Here is a 20783-nt window from a genome sequence, read left to right as displayed (position 1 = left end):
ATCATCCGACATCGTCCGCTTGTTCCCGATAACCACGCCGAAACTCGTTGACCGCCCGATGCGCGGCGCGCGTGGTTTCGGGCAATCGCCATGTCGGACAAAGCCGCAGCGCCCATTGCCTGGCCTCGCCGAAACCCAGCCGATGCCCGGGGCTGACGAAAAGGGGCGAGACCGCGCGGCGGGTTCGTACGACTTGCCCGATGCGTTCGTCTTTGTGTACTAGCCACGTCCAGTCGCCTTTCTCCAAGCCGGGCTCTTCGTGCGTGCCGACCAGGCGGCTTTTCGCCAGGCCGATCGTGGCGCAATCGAAAAGGACGCCCAGATGGCAAGCCAGGCCGAAACGTCGCGGGTGAGCCAGGCCGTGCCCGTCGCACGCCAGCAAGTCGGGAGTCGTCTGCAGCTTCGCCAGCGCCTCGATAACCACGGGGAGTTCACGGAAGGAAAGCAAGCCGGGCACGTAGGGAAAGGGGCTGCGGGCCATCGCGGTGCGGGTCTCGATGACGGCAAAGTCGCGCGGGTTCATCACGACCACGGCGGCGAAAAAATTGTCGTCGGTTTTGTCGTACGAGACATCCACGCCGCAGACCGTTTCGATTGCCGCGGGTTCCCCCGTCGTCACGACGCGATCCGCAAGACGGCGCTGAAGGTTGACCGCTTCGGTGGGGGTTAGGTTCCAGGGGTGCTCGAAAACCGGGCGCATGCTACTGGCCGGTGTGGCCGAATCCGCCCGTGCCTCGGTCGGTGCCGGGCAGGTCGTCGGTCTCTTCCCACTCCAACTGCACGACCGGCGCGACGACCATTTGGGCGAGCCGTTCGCCGCGTCGAAGCGTGAAGCTCTCCGTACCCAGATTCGCGACGATAATTTTGATCTCGCCGCGGTAGTCGCTGTCGATTGTGCCGGGCGCGTTGGGCAATACCAAGCCGTGGCGTAACGCGAGGCCGCTACGCATGCGGATTTGTGCTTCGTAGCCGGGGGGAATCGCGACGATCAATCCCGTGGGCACCAACGTTCGCTCGCCGGGCGCCAGGATCAACGGCGCCTCGAGTGCGGCCACTAAATCCAAACCCGCAGCACCGGTCGTTTGGTAAGCCGGCAACGGCAGATCGGCGGCGTGAGGCAGGCGTTGTACGGCGACGGTGATTTTTTTCATGGTCCAAAAAAAAGCCCCACCCGGCACAGACCGGGCGGGGCGGGTTTCGCGGTTATAGCTGCTCGACGACGTCGGCCGGATCGAGGCCGAGCGCCGCTTTGCGGGACAAGCGCACGCGTCCGCGCTCTTTGTCGATTTCGATAACCTGCACGAGCACTTCGTCGCCCAGGTTGATTACGTCCTCGACTCTCTCGACGCGCCGTTCTTCCAACTGGCTGATGTGAATCATGCCGTCGACGCCCGGGAAAATCTGTACGAACGCACCGTATGCTTCGATGCGCACGACGCGACCAACGTAGAACTTGCCTTCTTCAGGCTCGGCGGTCAGTTCGCGGATGATCTGCACGGCTTTTTCGGCGGCGGCGCCGTCGGTGGAAGCGATCAGCACGCGGCCGTCGTCTTCCACGTCGATCTTCACGCCGGTTTCCTCGACGATGCGGCGAATCGTTTTGCCGCCTGGGCCGATGATGTCCCGAATCTTGTCCGTCGAAATCATGACCGTCGTGATACGTGGCGCATGCGGAGCCAGATCAGGCCGCGATTTTGCCAGCACGGCGTTCATCCCTTCCAGGATATGCAGGCGTGCCACGCGGGCTTGCTCCAAGGCCTTCGTGAAAACCTCTTCGTTGATCCCCGAAACCTTGATGTCCATCTGAATCGCGGTGATGCCGTCCTTGGTACCGGTGACTTTGAAGTCCATGTCGCCCATGTGATCCTCGTCGCCGAGGATATCGGTCAGCACGACGAAATCGTCGCCTTCGCCCTTGATCAGCCCCATCGCCACGCCGGCGACTGCTTCGGTGATCGGCACACCGGCGTCCATAAGCGCCAGGCTGCCGCCGCACACCGTAGCCATCGAGCTGGATCCATTGGATTCCAACACGTCGCTGACGAGCCGAACCGTGTACGGGAAATCTTCTTCACTGGGCAGTACCGGAGCCAGCGCGCGACGGGCCAGGTTGCCATGGCCGATTTCGCGACGGCCGGGACCGCGCAGGAAGCGAACTTCGCCGACGCTGAAGGGCGGGAAGTTGTAATGCAGTAGGAAGGTGCGCCATTCTTCGTCGAGCAGACCGTCGATCTTTTGCTCGTCGCTGCTGGTGCCCAGGGTCGTCGTAACCAGCGCTTGGGTTTCGCCGCGGGTAAACAACGCCGATCCGTGGGTGCGCGGCAACAGAGCCACTTCCATGGTCAGTAACCGCACTTCGTCGGGTTGGCGGCCGTCGATACGTACGCGCTTGCTCAAGACGAGGTTGCGGGCGGTATCCGATTTCAGGCGGTCGTAAACCTCGCGGAAATCCTTTTTCGGAATCAGAGATTCTTCGGCGTGTCCTTCGTTCAGTGTCTCGAAAACTTCGTCCCGCAGCGCGCGCAAGGCGTTGCGACGACCGGCCTTGTCTTTAACCGTCAAGGCTGCCAGTAGGCGTTCGCCGACGGCGTCTTGCACCGCCGAGACCAGGTCGGCAGGCAACTCTTTGGGCGTGAAGACCATTTTTTCCACGCCGACCGCTTCACGCAGTTTGTCTTGCACGTCGTTGAGCGGTTGGCACGCCTGGAAGCCGAACATCAAGGCCTTGGTGAGGCGGTCTTCGGGAACGAACTGGCATTCGCCTTCCACCATGACGATGGCGTCGCGGCTGGCGGCTACGATGAGGTCCATTTCCGATTCGGGCATCTCTTGGTGGGTAGGGTTGGCAATGAACTTGCCGCCCACGTAGCCGACGCGTACCGCCGAAATCGGGCCGTCGAAAGGAGCGTGGCTGATGTGCAGCGCCGTGGACGCACCCGTGATGCCCAGCACGTCACCTTCGTGGGTGTCGTCTTTGGACAGCAGGCCCGCCACGATCTGCAGTTCGTGGTTGAAACCTTTCGGGAAGCGAGGGCGGACGGGCCGGTCGATTAGACGGCTCGTCAGAATTTCTTTCTCGCTGGGGCGGCCCTCGCGCTTAAAAAATCCGCCGGGAATCTTTCCTGCGCTATAGGTCTTTTCCTGATAGTCACAGGTCAGCGGCAAGAAATCCGCGCCTTCCCTTGGGTCTTTATCGCAAACGGCGGTGACCAAGACCATGGTGTCGCCGCATCGGACGATAACGGAACCATCAGCTTGCTTGGCCATGCGGCCGGTCTCGATGGTTATGGTTTTGCCGAATACATCGGCTTCAAAAACTGTCACTTGCATTCAAAATTCCTTTCAGGTCGGGGGACACAAAAACGACTTGCCACGGGCACCATTGCCCGGCGGCTGCACGCATCCCCCATTCGCGTATCGGTATCGGACAACCCCGTGGGGTTATTTCCGAATGCCCAATTCCGCGATGATCTTGCGGTAACGATCGATATCATTCTTTTTGAGATAGTCGAGCATCCGACGACGTTGACCGACGAGTTTCAACAGGCCACGCCGAGAATGGTGGTCTTTCTTGTGAGTTTTGAAATGCTCGGTCAGATACTTGATGCGATCGGACAACAGCGCGATTTGCACTTCCGGGCTACCGGTGTCCTTCTCATGTTTCTGATGGTGCTCGATAATCTCTTTTTTGCGTTCCGCTACTTGTGCCATGTTCCTTCTCTTCTCCTTACATATATCGAATATCTTATTACATCCGTCTATTGGTTCAATAGGCTTCGCAAATCGCTCACTTGCCTCCTTGCGAATCGCGAAGTCTACGCCATTTGCTCGCGCGGGAAAACCCGTACCAGAGAAAGAATCTTTTCAGCCCCCTCGCTCGGCCAAGCCCCGCTTTCTACCTCGGGACGCGCCAACGCGAGCAAATGCCGATCCGGACCTACCACACGCACGGTATCGCCCGCAAGCACCGAGTCCGCGCGCACGATGTCTGCAGCACCGGGACAGCGCCCAAAGGCCAAACCGGCAGCCGCCGCGGCGCTAACTTCCACGGCCGGCATTTCCACCAACGCCGCGTCCAGTGACAACTGACGATCCGCCAGTTCCTCCGCCGCGACACCCTCACGCCATGAAAGCGGCGCATAAGCATCGGTTACGGCGAAACGACCGCTACGCGTGCGTCGCAACGCCACCAGATGCCCGAGACCGCCCAGGCGCTCGGCTAACACTTCCCCCAACACGCGCACGTACGTTCCTTTGGAACACAACACGCGAAAGGAGAAGGTCGCCGTTTCCGGATCAACTCCGAGCAGTTCCATGCGGTGAATGATCACGTCTTGCGCCGTCCGCGGGATCGTTTCACCTTTTCGAGCGTGCCGGTACAGCGGACGCCCATTCACTTTTTTCGCCGAATACATCGGCGGTGTTTGTGCAAAAGACCCGACGAAGTCGGCCATCGTCGCCGCGATGCGCGCCGCATCGGGCAGCGAAGCGTCGGTTTCGTGGACTACTTCCCCGGTGCCGTCCATCGTGTCGGTGGTCGCGCCCCAACGCAGTGTGGCTTCGTACTCTTTTTCCGCGTCCATCAAATACGCCGACAACTTCGTCGCTTGGCCGACAAGCACGACCAACAGACCGGTGGCGAAAGGGTCCAACGTGCCGGCATGACCCACACGCCGCACGCCGAGACTTCGGCGGACCATCGCCACTAGGTCGTGGCTGGTTGGCCCGGCTGGTTTGTCAATGAGCAGAATTCCGTTCACGTTCCAAAGCCTCTGTTAACATAAGCACGACCCGCCGGCGAATTTCTTCCAAGCTGCCTTCGACGCGGAAACCCGCCGCTTTCTTATGGCCGCCACCGTTGAGTTGTTTAGCGATTTCGGAAACGTCCACGTCGTTGCTGGCGCGCAGGCTTCCTTTGACTAGTCCTTTGTCGTCTTCCTCGCGTAAGAGGTAGGCGACCTCCGCGCCGATGACCGAACGCGGGTACTCCACGAACACTTCCATGTCGTCGGGCCCCAAGCCGAGTTCTTCGAGGTCGCGGCGCAACGCGTGCACCCCGGCGATGCGTCCGTCGCAATCCAGACGCAGCGTCGAAAGAACGCGGCCCAGCAACAAAAGGCGCTGGGCGGAGGAGTCGATGTATACGCGTTTGGCGACCCGAAGGAAGTCCGCGCCGGCTGCCACTAATTCCCCGCACACCTTGTAGGCGTTGGGGCAGGAGGCGGCGTTCTGAAACATCATCGTGTCGGTATAGATGCCGAGGTACAAATTCGTCGCGATCTCCGGCGTGATCTGCACGCCCCATTCGACCATGAGGTCGTAGAGGATCTCGCACGTGCTGCTCGACTTGGGCAGTACGACGTTGGCGTGGCCGTAGCCGTCGTTGGTGATATGGTGATCCACGTTGATCAAGCGCGGTTGCGCCATGATCGCCGCCTTCTGCGGGCCGACCCGATGGGACGCGCCGCAATCCAGAATGCAAATCGTGTCGAAATCAGCCGGGTTCGCTTCCTGAACGAGCAAATCGGCGCCCGGCAGCCACGTTAGGTAGTTGGGCATCTCGTCCACGTTGTAAACGACCGCTTGCTTGCCCTGCGACCGCAAAGCCAGCGCCAGCGCCAGCGCGGCGCCCACGGCGTCGCCGTCGGGGTTTTCGTGGCACGTGACGAAAAAGGATTCGCCGTCGCGAATCATGGCGAGCAATTCGTTGCGTTGGTTAATCATCGTCGTCATCCGTTTCCGGTGTCGTGACCTCGTCCACATGTTTGAGCAGTTCGGAGAGGCGTGAAGCGCGTTCCATCGACTGGTCGAAAAAAAAGCGGAGTTCCGGAGCGAAGCGCAGTTGAAGGCGGCGGCTTACCTCCTTGCGAATAAAGCCTGCCGCTCGTTTGAAACTACGCTCGGCCTCCTGTTTGGCGTTTTCATCACCGATCAGCGAGAAGAAAACCTTGCCGTGGCGCAGGTCGTCGGACATCTCCACGGTGGTGATCGTGCACAGAGCCAAGCGGGGATCGCGCAATTCACCGTCAATCAGCATCAAGCTGATCGCCTTGTGTACTTCTTCACCCACGCGGTGGGCTCTTTTGAATGCGCGTTTTTCAGCCATGGTCAAAAATGGATCAGTTCCATCTCCGTGTTGCCGACCTCGGCCAAGCCGAGGGATTCAACGAAATCAACGATCTTGTCGCACGTGGCGTTGGCGACGCGGCCGCTGTCGCTTACCGTTACGAAGGCGACGCCGGCCATTTGGGCCACGTTCTGGTGCTCGACTTCGGCGACGGCTACATGGAACTTGGCGCGAACCTTTGCCAGGATCGGTCGCACCCGCATGCGCTTTTCCTTTAGCGTATGACAGCCGTGCAGAAGCAGCGTAATTTTCAATGCGCCAATGGTCACGGTGCCGATCTCCCGACCGGTGTTTACAGGGTTGGCCGTTCCTCGGTGACGCTGAACGATTCAATCTGGTCGCCGGGCTGCACGTCGTTGAAGCCGTCGATATTGATGCCGCATTCGAAGCCGGCCGCCACTTCTTTGGCGTCGTCTTTGAAGCGTTTCAGGTTGCTGATATTGCCGGTGTGCAGTACGACTCCCTCGCGCAATATCCGCACTTTGGCGTTGCGTATGATCTTGCCTTCGAGCACGTAGCAACCCGCGATTGTGCCGGTCTTGCGGATGTGGAAGGTGTCGCGGACTTCGGCCACGCCGTTGACGACTTCGGAGAAGGTCGGCGATAGCATGCCTTCCAACGCTGCAGTGACGTCGTCAATCAGGTCGTAGATGACGCTGTACATCCGGATTTCCACGCCCAGCGCGTCGGCGAGGCCTTTCGCTTTGGCTTCCGGGCGCACGTTGAAGCCGATGATGATCGCTTCGCTGGCGGAGGCGAGGTTGATATCGGTTTCGGTAATCGTACCGACCCCGTAGTGAATGATCTTTACCTGGATCTCTTCGTTGCCCAGTTTGAGCAGGGAATCGCGAACCGCCTCGGCCGAGCCGTGCACGTCGCACTTGATCACGACCCTGAGTGCCTTGATCTCGCCTTCCTGAGCCTTGGCGAACAGATCCTCGAGACGAATATTCGAACGGCGCTTTTGTTCCGCCGACCGCAACTGGTTTTCGCGAATCGACGCCACTTGCTTGGCTTTCTTTTCGTCAGCCAGCATGTTGATCGCCGCGCCGGCCGTCGGTACGCCGTTGAGGCCCACCACCTGGGCGGGCATGCCCGGCGGCACAGAGTCGAGCTGCCGGCCCTTGTCGTCGAACATCATGCGCACGCGGCCAACGTTGGTGTCGGCGACGATGTAATCGGCTTGGCGCAGCGTGCCTTCTCGAATAATGACGTCGGCAACGGGGCCGCGGCCGCGTTCGAGGCGGGCATCGAGTACGATACCCACGGCGTTGACGGTGGGGTCGGCCCGCAATTCCATCAACTCGGCCTGCAACAGAATCGCTTCGAGCAACTCTTCGATGCCGGTGCGCTTCTTGGCCGATACCTGGACGAACAGGGTCTCGCCGCCGACGGCTTCGGGAACCAAACCTTGTTCCATCAGTTCGCGCGTGATCTTTTCGGGGTTGGCCCCCGCTTTGTCGATCTTGTTGATCGCCACGACGATCGGCACGCCGGCGTCTTTCGCGTGATTGATCGACTCGACCGTCTGCGGCATCACGCCGTCCTCGGCCGCCACGACCAGCACCACGATATCGGTGACGTGAGCCCCGCGCGCCCGCATGGCGGCGAAGGAATGGTGGCCGGGTGTGTCGACAAATGTGACCGTGCGTGCCTTGGACAGGGTGATGTTGTACGCCGCGATATGCTGGGTAATGCCGCCCGCTTCGCCGCTGGCGACATCGGTTTCGCGAATCGCGTCCAGCAAGCTGGTTTTACCGTGGTCGACGTGACCCATGATCGTAACGACCGGCGGACGCGGTGCCAGATTCTCCGGCACGGTGTCCGCGACCAGAATGATATCCTCGACGTCGATATTGGCCTTTTCCACTTCGAGACCGAATTCGGAACCCAAAATCTGCGCGGTCTCGAAATCGATGTCTTGGTTGACCGTGACCATCACGCCCATGTTGAGCAGTCTCTTGATCAGTTCGCCGCCCTTGACCGCCATGCGTTTCGCCAAATCGCCGACCGTGATCTGCTCCGAGACCTGAATCTTACGCTTGATCGCCTTGGGCGTCGTAATTTCCGTTTGCTTGACGGTACGCTTCTTTTTGCGTTGTCCCTTGCGGAAGAAGCCGCGTTCGCGCTCCTGGTCCTTCCGGCGACTGCGGTCGCCGAAGTCGACCACACGGCGTCCCTTGCGTTCGCGTCGTTCGCCCCCGGGCAGTGTGCGGCCCGGGGTGTCGCCGGTCGGCTGATCCGCCCGCGGTTTCTCGACGGTTTTCAAGGGCTCCATCGGGATTTTCGGCTTGGAGAGAATCCGCGCCGACTCGTGGTGCGGATCGCCGAAATTGATTCGTTTGGGTTCGATATCCTCCAAGGTAGCCACGCGACGGGAAGGGGGCTTCTTCGGCTTTGTTTTTGCCTTCTTGCTCTCTTTATCGCCTTCCTTGGGGACTTCCTCGGCTACCACCGCTTCGCTCTCAGCCGTTTCAACCGGCTTGTCGGCGACGGGCTTTTCCGGCGGTTCTTCCACCGCTTCCTCGGCGAGGTCAGGCACTTGGGCTTCGACAACGGTTTCAGCGACGATCTCTTCCGGCTCGCCGGCTTCTGCCGCCTCGACGACTTCATCCTCGGCCGGGGGCGCGCTTTCGATCGGCTCCGTGTCGGGTTGAGCTTCCACCTCGATGGGCGCAGCCTCTTCCTCGTCAGGTTCCGGCTCTTCGACGACCTCGATTTCGGGTTCCGGCCGTGCCTTCCGGCGACGGCGGATAACCGTGCTTCCGACGCGTTTGGTCGTGCTGGAGGTGGAATCGTTGGCGCGCAGCTTTTCTTCGTCCAGCTTGGACTTGACCTGCTGGAACACGTCAGCGTCGATTTTGTCGAGTTGGTCGCGGACCATCAGGCCCATTTCCTGCAGCCGTTTGAGGCATTCCACGGGTTCCATGCCCAGTCTTTTTGCCGCTACCTCAACGGTGATTTTAGCCATCGTATTCGACTCCGTTTCCTTCTATTTTGATCGCTGCGACCCGCTTCATCTCCGCCGCCAATTCCGCCGGGTCGGCGATGCTCGCACGGCGCTTCAAACTGCGCACAAACAACTTCTTGGCGATTGTCCGTCCGCGGCATGGCTCGCTTGTACAGCAATACGCGCCGCGTCCCGTTCGCGGTCCGTCATCGGATACCGCGAGAATTCCGTCCGGCCGACGATGCAAGCGAATTAATTCGCGTTGCGGCCGTCGCTTGCCGCATGCCACACACCGACGAATCGGTTCGTGGCGATGGGGGGAATTCTTGTTAATCGCTCTGATCCTCCTTGGTCGTATGTATCAGAGCTTCGCGTAAGTCCTCGGCCAGGGCGACACCCATACCCGGAGCTTTCGAAAGCTCTTCAATCGACGTGCGCAAGATCTTGTTGCGCGTGTCGTAACCACGCTGAATTAAAAACTGCGCCGTCTTGCCGGCGATGACCGGCACGCGTTCCGGATCGATATCGAAATCGTCCTCGTCCAACCATTCGTCTTCCACCGGCTCGTCCGAAGCTTCTTCGACCGCTTCGGCTTCCTCCGGCGCGGCCGGTTCGGCGACCGCATCCGCGTCCGGCGCGGCTTCGGCGGCTACTTCCTGCCCGGCCTCTTCGGCGGCTACTACTTCCTGCTCGACGTCTTCCGCGGGCGCCTCTCCTTCGGTTGGCGCTTCGCCTTCTGCCTCGGCCTTCTCTTTTTTGCCGCCAAACAGTTCGTGAGCGGCAGCTAAGGCCTGGTCGGCCTGACCGACTTGCAAGAAGTCGTCTTCGTCGTCTTCGTCTCTTTCCGGTTCCGGCAACGGCCATTCGCCGGTAATGTGAATCGCGTACGCTTCGTCGATGATCTCTTCGGCCAGTTCCTCGTCGATGCCCGGGAAACCCGACAAATCTTCGATTTCCGCTTCGGCCAGGTCTTTAATGTCCGTGTAGCCGGTCTTGATCAGGATCTCGCGCTGACCCTCGGGCACCTTGGTGAGGCGCTGGTACATCCGGCGCGCTTCCTTCTCGATTTTCCGGATCTGCGATTCGCTGTGGATGTCCAGGCGCCAACCCGACAATTGAACCGCCAAGCGCACGTTCTGACCGCGTTTGCCGATGGCCAGACTAAGTTGGTCGTCGGCCACGACGATATCCATCTTCTTGTTGTCTTCGTCGATGATCACCTTCGTGATCTCGGCCGGGGCCAACCCGTTGCACACGAAAGTGGCCGGGTTATCCGAGTAGGGCACGATATCGATTTTCTCGCCGCGCAGTTCGTTGACGACGGCCTGCACGCGGCTGCCCTTCATTCCGACACAAGCGCCGACCGGGTCTACGTTCGGTTCCCGACTGGCCACGGCGATCTTGGCGCGCTGCCCGGGTTCGCGGGCGCACGTGACGATCTGTACGGTTCCTTCGGCGATTTCCGGTACTTCCATTTCAAACAGCTTCATCATGAATTCGGGCGTGGCCCGGCTCATGACGATCTGCGGTGCGTTGGTCGTGTTGCGCACTTCGGTGACGTACCCGCGAATGCGATCCCCCGGCTGGTAGGCCTCCTTGGGGATCTGATCCTTCTGGTACATGATCGCTTCGGCGCGTCCCAGGTCGATAATCAGGTTCCGTTTTTCAAAACGGCGAACGATGCCGTTGATGATTTCGTGTTCCCGATCACTGTATTCGTTGTAGATATTTTCTTTTTCGGCGTCTCGGATCTTCTGGAAAATCACTTGCTTGGCCATCTGAGCGCTGATGCGACCGAACTGCGAGGCGTCGATCTTTTCGCCCAGCTCATCGCCGATTTCACTCTCCGGGTCGATCTTTCGCGCGTCTTCCAGCGTGATTTCCTTGGCTTCCTCTTCCACTTCCTCGACCACTTCGCGAAAGCGGAATAGCTCGACTTCACCCAATTCGTCGTTGTATTCGGCCTCAATGTTGTAGTCCAAGCCGAGCCGTTTGCGCGCAGCGGATACCATGGCCGATTTGAGCGCTTCGATCACTACCGCCCGTGATAGACCGCGATCCTTTACTACGGCGTCAATCACGCGGTTGAGGTCTGAATACATCGATCCACTCCTTCAAAAAACTTCCGTCACTTGTTGGCGGTTCCGAAGTCGAAAACCAAGTTCGCCTTTCGCACTTGGTCGGCATCGATTTCATGAACCTTGCCGTCAATCTCAATTCTCAACGTTTCCCCAATCACTTCCCGCAGAGAGCCGACAAATTTGCGCTGGCCGTCCCGCGGCTCTTTCGTCTCCAATTGCACGGTCTTTCCGACCATGGCCGTCAGGTCGTCCAGGTCCCGGAGGCGGCGGTCGACACCCGGGCTCGATACCTCCAAAAGGAAGGATCGAGCGAACGGCGCGTCCACGTCCAGCGCCGCCGAAAGTGACCGGCTAACGCGTTGGCAGTCGTCGATCGAGACACCGTCGACGGCGTCAATCACCACGAAGACACGGCCCCGCCTGCCACCGTTCACCTCCACATAGTAGAGGTCGACTCCCGTGGCCTCGCAGGCGGCGCGCGCCATGTCCACGAGCTTCTTCGTGCGAGGCGATGCCGGTATAAACCGCCACATGTTTCTACGCCTCCGGTCGCGACGCAACATAAACCCTAAAGCAAAAAAGCGGAGCCCGAAGGCTGCCCGCTTACGTCGCGAACAAAATGTGGCAAGTTAATAGCATCTAAAAAACCCTGTGGCAAGAGAAAATCGGCCTAAGCTTTTTTTTTGTTTGCGTTTTTTCGGATTCGCTTCGGCGCGTCAAAGAGGCGGTCCGGTGTGAGGGCGACCGCTCAGTCGTCCTATCGGCAACGAATCCTCGTTCAGGCGCTAATTTGTTGAAAACGAAGTGCTTTTTAATATTGATCGGTACATTTGGTGAAAGTCGCGGAATCGAGCGCGAAAAGAAAAATAATGGGAAGCTTACACTCGGCCCCGAAAACGGGGAGCGAAAGAATCGCCTACCAGAAAGGAGACCCCATCGCTAGACCAAAAAACTTCTCACTCAACGGGTGCGTCGGCGGCAATCAGGAAGCCGGACGGACGTTCTTCGTGGATGTCGTAGTCGTAGATCTCCGTGATGTCCAAGCCTTCGATCAGATATACGCGGTGCGGCGAATCGTCGATGCCGATACCCGAGCCGCCCGGCGCGAACGCCATCGAGGAAGCGGGGGTATGTGGCGGTTGTCTAAGTGAGATCATAACCTTATCCTTTTTGATACATGGGAGGGTAAAATGCGACTGATCACACTGGGGACGGGCGGCTACTTCCCCAATCCAAAGCGCGGCGGCCCTGCCGCGGCGGTTCTGGCCGGCGGAGAGCAGTTCTTCGTCGACGCGGGCGAGAATGTTGCCCGAGCCGCAATCGCCGCGGGGCTTGCGCTGGAAAAAACGAGCGCGATTTTTTTCACGCATTATCACGGCGACCACATTTCCGGCCTGGCACATCTGCTGTTTCATTTCTACGTCGAAGGCACGCGAAATCGTCCGGTGCCCGCAAGCCTACGCATTGTCGGCCCGCCGGGACTGGACAATCTGCGCCGTGGACTCCTTACTGCTTACGGCGATTGGCTGTTGGAGCCCGGCTTCGATTTGGTTTGGGATGAAGTCGAACCTCCCGGGTCCGTCGCTCCGGCATCGGGTGTTGAAGTTGCTTTCAGGCGCGTTGAACACGCGTCAAGCCTCGTGTGCATGGGATACCGATTCACCGAGGGCGACCGCGTGCTGGCCGTTTCTGGCGATTCGACCCTCTGCGAAGAATTGCTGGAGCTGTCTCGCGATGCGGACGTATTGCTCAGCGAATCCGGATGCTTGCCCGCCAGTGAGGGAGCCAACCACATCAACACTAAGGAACTGGGCGAGTTGGCCACCGAGGCCAGGGTCAAAACACTCATTTTGACGCACTTTATGGATGGGGAACTAGTGGAAGCGCTGACGGACGACGTCGCATCGACTTTTGACGGCACGCTGATTGCCGCCAACGACGGCGATGATTTCATGATTTAACCGGCAACGCGGGGAGCGACTCGAAGTGAAAGTGAAAAACAAAATCTCCATGACAGTGTTGGTTCTTTTCGTGTTGTCGCTGGCGGCCGGCGCGGCATTCGGCCAAATGCTGCGGGAGTTGTCGATCGGCGAGCACAAGGTCTCCGTGGAGGTGGCCGATTCAAACGCCCTGCGCCGTAAGGGGTTGATGTTTCGGGAAAATCTGCCCGAAAACCAGGGTATGCTGTTTGTCTATCCGGAAACGCGCCGCCTCTCGTTTTGGATGAAAAACACGCGAATTCCGTTGGATATCGCGTTCATCGCCGCGGACGGCGAGATTCTGCAGATCGAGCACATGCAACCTTTTGATGAAGTATCGACTCGTTCTCGAGAACCGGCAAAATTCGCCCTGGAAACGAATCAGGGGTGGTTTGCCAAGCACGACGTTCGGGTTGGTGCAAAGGTCGTCGGTCTGCCATAGCGATCGAGTTTGACTTGCCAGTTTGCGGGGCCTGTGCTAGCGATGCGGGCGGACGTAACGATTGAGGGGTTTGATGATGCGCCGTATTTTGATTCCGATTTTGCTTATTGTTCTCGTTTTCAGTTTGGCGGCCTGCGCGACGAAAATCCGGCGCACCGAGGTGTACAAACACCGTAGCGATTACGTGCGGTTGGCGTATTTCGAGCACAAGGGCGAAATCCAGAAACTCGGCTACGACCACCCCCGTGAAATGACGGTCGAGCAAGTCGATGCGGTGCTTGCCGCTGTCGTACTCGAAGAAAAAACGCTCTTCAAATGGACCAACTCCGGCGGGGTCTTTTCCGCCGAACACCGGCAAAATCTCGCGCCGCATCTGGCCAAAGCGTTAGCCGAGGCGAACCCCGACCAATGGGTGGAATTCGCGGCCACCGGTCACCAGGCGTATTTGAGCATCTTCAAGAAGCTCGTTTTGATCGATGGCGTCTGCTGGATCGAGGGAAACAAGCTCCATTTGGTGCTGCGAAACGTCGATTATGAAGTGATCAACCGCGACCAGGAACCCAGGCGCGGCGACCCCCGCGAGCATTTCCTGTTCAACGCCCGGCGGCTGCGCGTGAACCCCGAAGCGGGCTTCGATAAGCCGCCCGTGGTGCCCGGCGACAAGAGGCTCGACGAGGCGCGTCGCAACTGGTTGGTGTTCGATTTAGCCCGATTTTTCGAACCTCAAACGGGCGATACGGTCATAAAAGAGCGACTTCCGGAAGTAAAACAAGGACCGGCCGGCGAAGAAATACGACCGGATAAACCTAAGATACGGCCGGATGACACAAAAACTGCGGCTGAGCGCCTCGCTGAATTGAAGGAACTCTACGAAAAGGGCCTCATCACCGAGGAGGAATACAACCGCAAACGAAACGAGATCCTGGAGGAACTGTAACTGCCTGAACCACGTCCCCGATACGTCGGGTTTCATCTCACCGAGCGATGCGACTCTCGCTGTTTGCACTGCGATTTGTGGCGCTTGCCGGCCCACGAGGAAGTGCCGGCGGAGTTGCTCTGCAAAACCGTTCATGAGCTGCGCGAGTGGCTCGGCCCCATCGAAATTCAGATTGCCGGCGGCGAGCCCCTGTTGTCCAAGAACCTCGTCGAGTTGGTTCGTTGCGCTAAAAGCCATGACCTCGTGACCACGATGACGAGTAACGGATTCGCGCTCACCGGCGACAAGGCGCGCGATTTGGCTGCGGCCGGGCTGGACAGCCTTGCTCTCTCGCTGGACGGTTTCACCGAGCAGCACAACGCCCTGCGCCAACGACCCGACGCCTTCGCGCTGGCCGAGCGAGCCATCAGCCATGCCGCCGACAACGGGATCGCAGTGCGTATTAACTGCGTGATTTGTGAATTGAATATCGACATCCTGCCCGGATTCGTGACGTGGGTGAGCGAGCACCCGCGACTGACCGGCGTCTTTTTCCAGGCGATGATGCAGCCTTTCGGGCAACCGCGGCGGGAGCGGTGGTGGCTGGACGAGAAGCTCTTCCCGCAGGATCCGGATCGTGCCGTGGCCGTTTTGAAGCAGTTGCTCAGTATGAAGATAAGCGGCTTTCCGGTGCTCAATCCCGACGAACAACTCGTGGCGATGGCATCCTATTTTCTTGATCCGGAACGCGCGGCGACGGCCCGGTGCAGCGTCGGCGATTTCGGGATCACGATCGAAGGCACCGGAGCGATCAAGTTGTGCGGCGCGTTTCCCCCGATTGGCGATCTGCGCGACCGTCACCACCTGCGCGACGTGTACCTCGGGCCGCGGGCGAAGGAGGTGCGCGCGCAAATGGCGGCGTGCCGTGACAACTGTCACTTGGCGCTCAACTGCTGCTTCGACGAAGGCGTCACGCTATGAGCGACCGGCGGGCGATGCTGATTCTCATCGGGGCGTGGTTGGCGATAGCCGCTGCGGTGGGGGCCGGTCCGGAAATCGCGCTCGATGATTCCTGGAATTACGCGCAGATGACCGAGCACCTGCTTGAGCGCGGCGCATTGCGTTTCAGTCATTACGATTCGGCGCTGGTGGTGCTGCACGTTTTGTGGGGCGCGCTGGTGACGGCGGTGACCGGCTTCTCGCTGTCGCACGTGGTGGTGGCGAATTTACTCGCGGCGCTGCTGGCGCTGGTGGCCGGTTATTTTCTGGCGCGTCAGTTCGATCTGTCACCCGAGGCGGCGTTGTGGGTGACGGCCGCCACCGGCGCGACACCGCCGTTCTTCGTGCTGGCGTATACCTACATGGCCGACTTTTGGTTTCTGATACCGGCTTGGCTGTCACTGGCTTTCATGGCGCGCTTCCTCAGACGGGGAAAGGAACTCGACGCCGCTTTCGCGGGGCTATTTGCCGCGGCGGCGTTTTGGAATCGCCTGCACGCTGTGTTGCTGGTGGCGGCGTTTGTCGTTTTCCTGCTCTGGCAGCAGCGCCGCCTGACTCTGCGGGCGCGAACGGCATTTTATGTTGTGGGATTGCCGGCCGTTTCGTGGCTGGCGTTGCACTGGGCGACACCGGCCTTGCAGCCGGTACGCACGACGTTTTCCCGCAAGTCGTCGGAAGTGTGGACGCGCCTGCTTTCTCCGGACGTATTGGCGCTGGACTCGCTGGAGCGCCTTGCCATTGTTCTTCTCTCGATCGGCGCCTACGCGCTGCCGGTGGTCCTCATGCTCGCGGCGCGGCGTGCGTCCAACGGACGCGGCCCGGCCATGTGGGCGGGCGCGGCAGCGGCAGTGGCGGCGGCCGGGGCGGCGCTCTGGCTGACGGGCGAAGCCTTTCCTTTCGATAGCTCGGTGCTGCGCGAGCAACCCCCGGCCACGGCGGCGTGGTTCGTGATGCCGTGGACGTTGGCCGCATTGGCGGGCGCGGCGGGATGGCTGTTTTTGTTGATACGCCGGCGGGAAGCCGAGGGCGCTCCGCTGCTGGACCGTTTTTTGGTTGTGGCCATGATCGTGTTGATCGCGGCTTTGCTGCCGCTGGTCTATTTCATGGATCGCTACTTCTTGGTTTTCGTGCCCCTGGTGATGATCCTGGCGGTACGGCGCGCCGGGCCGTGGAGCGAAACGCCGCGCTGGGCGAAAGTGGCGGCGGGCGTCGTGCTGGCGCTTTTCGTGGCGTCGGGGGCCATGCGCGTGACGCACTATCGGGCCGGTATTGCGGCGCAGTGGAATGCCGCGGACCGCTTGGTCACGCAGGGCGTCTCTTCGTTGGAGATTGATGGCGGTTATTCGTGGACCGGTTGGCGCAATTTCGCGGTCTGTCGGGAGCATCGCGGCGAAAACAACACCACGTCGCTGGATACCCACTACGTGGTGGAGATCTGCCCGATGATGAAAACGCGGTTCGATGTGGTGTTCCACGAGATGGACCCGCCGCGCCGTTTGGTAAGCAAAGACGACTGGCATAACTTTTTAGGCGACGAAGATACGGTTTACGTTTATCAGCGGCCCTGAGCGGCGGCGCTTGCCGATCCGGCGCCATCCTCGTAATCTGATACCGACTTCCATGATTTGGCAGAGGACAACATGACACGCCGACAACCCATTGTGGCCATCGACGGCCCGAGCGGGGCGGGCAAAAGCACCATCAGCAAACTGGTGGCCGAGCGCTTGGGATTCGTGTATTTGGACACCGGGGCGATGTACCGTTGCGTGGGTTGGTTGTCGTTGGAGCAGGGGATTGATCCGCTGGATGAAGCGGCGGTGGCGACGCTTCTGGAGGATCTGCAGATCCAGTTCGTCCGGAATGAGGACGGGGATCAGCGGGTCGTATGTAACGGTCGGGATATTACTTCGGCGATACGCGAGCACCGGGTCAGCCAAGCGGCGAGCAAAGCCAGCAGCCTACCGCGCGTGCGGGAAAAGCTCGTGGCGATGCAACGCGACATGGGCGTGGCGGGCGGCGTCGTGATGGAGGGGCGCGATATCGGCACGAACGTATTTCCCGACGCGGAAATCAAGGTGTTTCTTACCGCGACGGCGGAAGAGCGGGCTCGGCGGCGGGTTAAGCAACTTGTCATAGCGGGCCGGGAGGCCGATTTCGACGCGATCTTGGCCGACCAAATCGAACGGGACCGGCGCGACTCGCAACGCGACCTCAATCCGCTCGTGCAGGCGGCGGATGCGGTGGTCGTGGACTCCACGGAGTGGAGCATCGATCGAGTCGTGAGCCACATTACGGCTTTGGCGGAAGCGGCGCGGCACGTTTACACACCGTAGCGCTTGTGTTAATTATCGAGAGAATATGGGAAAGCGAGGCCTTGCTTGCCTGAATTGCGCATTTCATTGATTTGGTTGCTCGTAATGGAATTGACGGCGGTGACGCTTGCGGCGCTGCTCTACATGCTGCAGATCGTACCCGGCGACTATTTCCTTTTCGTGTTGCTGGCGGCGGTCGTTTTGGCGGCGGCGCTGTTTCTCGGCCTGTACTACCTGGTCGACCGGCGCGAATCGCCGGGTCGCCCGCAGGCGAAGTTCGAAATGGCGCGCGCCGACGAAATCGATTCCAAAATTAACGAATACATGCAACTGGGGCGGCAACTGTTGTGCGAGGAGCGCTACGACGAAGCCGCAAAGATGTTCCAAGAAGTGTTGGTCCGTAACGCGCGGTCGTGGCAGGCGCACAACTATCTCGGCCGGGCGCACGCGTGCCAAGGGCGTTTCGAGGAAGCGAAAAACGCCTACGAAATGGCGCTTTCATTGGAGTACAACTACGGCAGCGCACACTTCAACCTGGCCACGGCGCACGAGAAGCTCGGCGAGTTGGATAAGGCCGCGGACCGCTGGCGCCAGTACATCGAAGTGGGCCTGACGATCGGCGAGCGAGACGATATGCTCGACCATGCCCGGCAACGCATCCAAGCGCTGGAGGAGCATCTGGCCCGCCATGGTGGCCGCGAGGGTGCGGCGGATCAAGACGAAACTGATTTTTAGCAAAGGACGCTGCGTGACCGATTTACAACAAGCTGTTGAGATTCTGCGCGCCGCGCAACACGTCGTGGCACTGACCGGCGCGGGGATCAGCGTCGACTCCGGCATTCCCGATTTTCGCAGTTCCGGCGGGTTGTGGGACCGTTTCGATCCCATGGAATACGCCCACATCGAGGCCTTTCGCGCTAATCCCACGAAGGTCTGGGAGATGCTGCGGGAAATGACGGGCATCGTCAAAGATTCGCGACCGAACCCCGGGCATCTGGCGCTGGCCGAATTGGAAAAAATCGGCAAGCTCAGGGCCGTGGTCACGCAGAACATCGACAACCTGCATCAGGAAGCCGGTTCGCACCGCGTGATCGAATTTCACGGCAACAGCCGCCATTTGATTTGTCTGTTTTGCCATCGGGAATTTACGGCCGAAGAGGTGGAGCAGGAACTCGCCACGGGCGGCGTGTTTCCGCCGCGTTGTCCCGACGATGGTCACATCCTGAAACCGAAGATCGTCTTTTTCGGTGAGGCCATTCCGATGGATGCCGCCGCCGAGGCCCATGCAGAGGCCGAGGACTGTGATGTGATGCTCGTGATCGGCACGAGCGCCACGGTGTTCCCCGCCAGCGGCCTGCCGATCACGGCGCGGCGCACCGGGAGCAGGATTATCGAGATAAATCGAATGACCACGCCCCTGACCGAACAGGTCGCACATCATTCGTTGCGCGGGTCGTCCTCGGAAATCCTGCCGAGCCTCGTCGCGGCCCTACAATCCTGAAAACGCCGCCACCTTTTGCCCGACCGATTTGCGACAACAACGTTCAATCTTATATTGTGTCGACATGACGGCGGATAGGAGAGGAACGTGACAACTTTGAAGTTTGATTATACGCACGCATTCGCCCGCGGCAGCGTGGCGAAAAAGGACTTGAAAGCATTCATGCCCCGGTTGGGGGAAGTGCAGCGGGAGTTGCAGGCCGAGCGGAAGGCGCGGCGACTCGGTTTCGCGGATCTGCCGAGCGATCTGGCAGCGGCGCGGGAGGTGGAAGCCGCCGCCAAGCGGCATCTTCCCGGCATCGAACACGTCATCGTGCTCGGTATCGGGGGCAGCGCGCTGGGCTTCATCGCGTTGAAGGAAGCCCTGTTGCACCCGCTGTACAATCAGGTGGCCAAGCGCGCGAAGCGGCCTGAGTTTTACGTGCTGGACAACATCGATCCCGAATACATCCACGCCGTGTTGGAGGTTGTCGACCCGAGGAAGACGTTGGTCAATGTGATTACCAAGTCGGGTTCGACGGCGGAGATCATCGGCCAGTTTCTGATTTTCTTCGATCTGTTCGCGCGCAAGATGGGCGGGCGTCGGGAGGCCGTCAAGCACTTTGTGTTTACGACCGACCCGGAAGGGGGCGCGCTGCGTCCACTGGTGGAACAAGAGGGATTCGCGGCGCTGAACCTGCCGCCGAATGTGGGCGGGCGCTTTTCCGTGCTCTCCCCGGTGGGCTTGTTTCCCGCTGCGCTGGCCGGCATCAGCGTGCGAAAACTGCTGGGCGGCGCCGAGGACGCCCTGCAAAAGGGGCTTTACGGACCCCCGCAAGACAGCCCCGCGCTTATCGGTGCGGCGTTGCACTACCTGCACTACCGCCAAGGGCGCACGGTCGCCGTCATGATGCCCTATGCCAGCAGCTTGTATCGCGTCGGCGATTGGTTCCGGCAGTTGTGGGCCGAAAGCCTGGGCAAGGCCGTGGATCGGCAGGGTAAAACCGTCCATGTCGGCCCCACTCCCGTGGCCGCGCTGGGCGCGACGGACCAACACAGCCAGGTGCAGCTTTACGTGGAAGGCCCGGACGACAAGCTCTACACCTTCCTACGGGTGAGCACGATGCAGCGCGATTTGAAGTATCCGAAAAGCCCCTGGCGGGACCCGGCGTTCACGTATTTTGCGGGCCACACGATGGCCGACCTGCTGGAAGCCGAAGCCGAGGCGACGCGTATCGCCCTCTCGGAGGTTGGACGTCCGAGCGCGACGATCTATCTGCCGCGGGTCAACGCGGAGTCGATCGGGCGCCTGCTGATGCACCTGGAAATTCAGACGGCCGCCGCAGGTTGTCTGTTCAACGTCAACGCCTTCGACCAACCGGGCGTCGAGGCGGGCAAACGCTATGCCTATGCGTTGCTGGGCCGCGAAGGCTTCGAAGCCGAGGGTCGCAAGGTGCGCAAGCAAAAAGGCAAGCAGTTCATCTTGACGGGGTAAACG

22 protein-coding genes are annotated in these 20783 nt (G+C 60.1%); 9 read left to right on the top strand and 13 right to left on the bottom strand.

Translation table 11 applies throughout. The features are described from left to right. Nucleotide 1 precedes the first annotated feature (1 nt). The 13 genes from nfi to P9L99_00890 form a co-directional block, all read right to left on the bottom strand. Complete coding sequence (gene nfi, locus P9L99_00950; GenBank protein ID MDP8221899.1) at nucleotides 2–700, bottom strand: deoxyribonuclease V; 699 nt, start codon at nucleotides 698–700, stop codon at nucleotides 2–4. Between the two features lies 1 nt (nucleotide 701). After that, nucleotides 702–1151 carry a dUTP diphosphatase gene (gene dut, locus P9L99_00945; protein MDP8221898.1) on the bottom strand — a complete coding sequence of 150 codons (450 nt, stop codon included), beginning with the start codon at nucleotides 1149–1151 and terminating at the stop codon, nucleotides 702–704. 52 nt (nucleotides 1152–1203) lie between these two features. Further along, on the bottom strand, nucleotides 1204–3330 hold the full coding sequence (pnp, locus tag P9L99_00940; GenBank protein ID MDP8221897.1) for a polyribonucleotide nucleotidyltransferase: 2127 nt from the start codon (nucleotides 3328–3330) through the stop codon (nucleotides 1204–1206). Nucleotides 3331–3441: 111 nt separating this feature from the next. Then, nucleotides 3442–3711 carry a 30S ribosomal protein S15 gene (gene rpsO, locus P9L99_00935; protein MDP8221896.1) on the bottom strand — a complete coding sequence of 90 codons (270 nt, stop codon included), beginning with the start codon at nucleotides 3709–3711 and terminating at the stop codon, nucleotides 3442–3444. Between the two features lie 104 nt (nucleotides 3712–3815). After that, nucleotides 3816–4760, bottom strand: a complete 945-nt coding sequence (gene truB / locus P9L99_00930; GenBank protein MDP8221895.1) for a tRNA pseudouridine(55) synthase TruB — start codon at nucleotides 4758–4760, stop codon at nucleotides 3816–3818. Next, nucleotides 4738–5724 carry a bifunctional oligoribonuclease/PAP phosphatase NrnA gene (locus P9L99_00925; GenBank protein MDP8221894.1) on the bottom strand — a complete coding sequence of 329 codons (987 nt, stop codon included), beginning with the start codon at nucleotides 5722–5724 and terminating at the stop codon, nucleotides 4738–4740. The genes truB and P9L99_00925 overlap by 23 nt, the downstream gene beginning before the upstream one ends. Continuing rightward, the gene (gene rbfA / locus P9L99_00920) at nucleotides 5717–6106 is read right to left on the bottom strand and encodes a 30S ribosome-binding factor RbfA (GenBank protein MDP8221893.1); all 390 of its coding nucleotides are present in this window, start codon (nucleotides 6104–6106) and stop codon (nucleotides 5717–5719) included. Before rbfA ends, P9L99_00925 begins: the two co-directional genes overlap by 8 nt. Nucleotides 6107–6108: 2 nt before the next feature. Beyond that, entirely contained in the window at nucleotides 6109–6396 is a 288-nt protein-coding gene (locus P9L99_00915) for a DUF503 domain-containing protein (protein ID MDP8221892.1), read from the bottom strand. A 23-nt stretch (nucleotides 6397–6419) separates the two neighbouring features. Further along, nucleotides 6420–9098, bottom strand: a complete 2679-nt coding sequence (gene infB, locus P9L99_00910; GenBank protein ID MDP8221891.1) for a translation initiation factor IF-2 — start codon at nucleotides 9096–9098, stop codon at nucleotides 6420–6422. Continuing rightward, nucleotides 9091–9366, bottom strand: coding sequence for a DUF448 domain-containing protein (locus P9L99_00905; GenBank protein MDP8221890.1), 276 nt, complete (start codon nucleotides 9364–9366; stop codon nucleotides 9091–9093). Before P9L99_00905 ends, infB begins: the two co-directional genes overlap by 8 nt. Nucleotides 9367–9406: 40 nt before the next feature. Continuing rightward, nucleotides 9407–11179: a transcription termination factor NusA gene (nusA, locus tag P9L99_00900; GenBank protein ID MDP8221889.1), complete on the bottom strand. Its 1773-nt coding sequence runs from the start codon at nucleotides 11177–11179 to the stop codon at nucleotides 9407–9409. A 26-nt stretch (nucleotides 11180–11205) separates the two neighbouring features. Beyond that, nucleotides 11206–11691, bottom strand: a complete 486-nt coding sequence (locus tag P9L99_00895) for a ribosome maturation factor RimP (GenBank protein MDP8221888.1) — start codon at nucleotides 11689–11691, stop codon at nucleotides 11206–11208. Nucleotides 11692–12114: 423 nt separating this feature from the next. Beyond that, nucleotides 12115–12315 carry a hypothetical protein gene (locus P9L99_00890; GenBank protein ID MDP8221887.1) on the bottom strand — a complete coding sequence of 67 codons (201 nt, stop codon included), beginning with the start codon at nucleotides 12313–12315 and terminating at the stop codon, nucleotides 12115–12117. Nucleotides 12316–12348: 33 nt separating this feature from the next. On the opposite strand from P9L99_00890, the gene P9L99_00885 reads away from it, so the two are divergent. The 9 genes from P9L99_00885 to P9L99_00845 all read left to right on the top strand — a co-directional run bounded on the left by P9L99_00885 (nucleotide 12349) and on the right by P9L99_00845 (nucleotide 20780). Then, the gene (locus tag P9L99_00885; protein MDP8221886.1) at nucleotides 12349–13119 is read left to right on the top strand and encodes an MBL fold metallo-hydrolase; all 771 of its coding nucleotides are present in this window, start codon (nucleotides 12349–12351) and stop codon (nucleotides 13117–13119) included. Between the two features lie 25 nt (nucleotides 13120–13144). Beyond that, entirely contained in the window at nucleotides 13145–13579 is a 435-nt protein-coding gene (locus tag P9L99_00880; GenBank protein MDP8221885.1) for a DUF192 domain-containing protein, read from the top strand. Between the two features lie 76 nt (nucleotides 13580–13655). After that, a complete protein-coding gene (locus P9L99_00875) occupies nucleotides 13656–14516 on the top strand; it encodes an SHOCT domain-containing protein (GenBank protein ID MDP8221884.1) in 861 nt (286 codons plus the stop codon). Then, nucleotides 14517–15476 (top strand): radical SAM protein, encoded by a 960-nt coding sequence (locus tag P9L99_00870; protein MDP8221883.1) that lies wholly within the window; start codon nucleotides 14517–14519, stop codon nucleotides 15474–15476. Beyond that, nucleotides 15473–17062: a glycosyltransferase family 39 protein gene (locus tag P9L99_00865; GenBank protein ID MDP8221882.1), complete on the top strand. Its 1590-nt coding sequence runs from the start codon at nucleotides 15473–15475 to the stop codon at nucleotides 17060–17062. The genes P9L99_00870 and P9L99_00865 overlap by 4 nt, the downstream gene beginning before the upstream one ends. Nucleotides 17063–17134: 72 nt before the next feature. Then, nucleotides 17135–17827, top strand: a complete 693-nt coding sequence (gene cmk, locus P9L99_00860) for a (d)CMP kinase (protein MDP8221881.1) — start codon at nucleotides 17135–17137, stop codon at nucleotides 17825–17827. Nucleotides 17828–17872: 45 nt separating this feature from the next. Continuing rightward, on the top strand, nucleotides 17873–18541 hold the full coding sequence (locus P9L99_00855; protein ID MDP8221880.1) for a tetratricopeptide repeat protein: 669 nt from the start codon (nucleotides 17873–17875) through the stop codon (nucleotides 18539–18541). 13 nt (nucleotides 18542–18554) lie between these two features. Further along, nucleotides 18555–19307, top strand: coding sequence for an NAD-dependent deacylase (locus tag P9L99_00850; protein MDP8221879.1), 753 nt, complete (start codon nucleotides 18555–18557; stop codon nucleotides 19305–19307). A gap of 87 nt (nucleotides 19308–19394) precedes the next feature. Beyond that, nucleotides 19395–20780 (top strand): glucose-6-phosphate isomerase, encoded by a 1386-nt coding sequence (locus P9L99_00845; protein ID MDP8221878.1) that lies wholly within the window; start codon nucleotides 19395–19397, stop codon nucleotides 20778–20780. Nucleotides 20781–20783: the final 3 nt, after the last annotated feature.

The sequence above is a fragment of the Candidatus Lernaella stagnicola genome (genome assembly GCA_030765525.1).
Lineage (GTDB): Bacteria > Lernaellota > Lernaellaia > Lernaellales > Lernaellaceae > Lernaella > Lernaella stagnicola.
The sequence above is the reverse complement of the archived record's forward strand: the minus strand, read 5'-3'. Positions and strand labels throughout refer to the sequence as shown.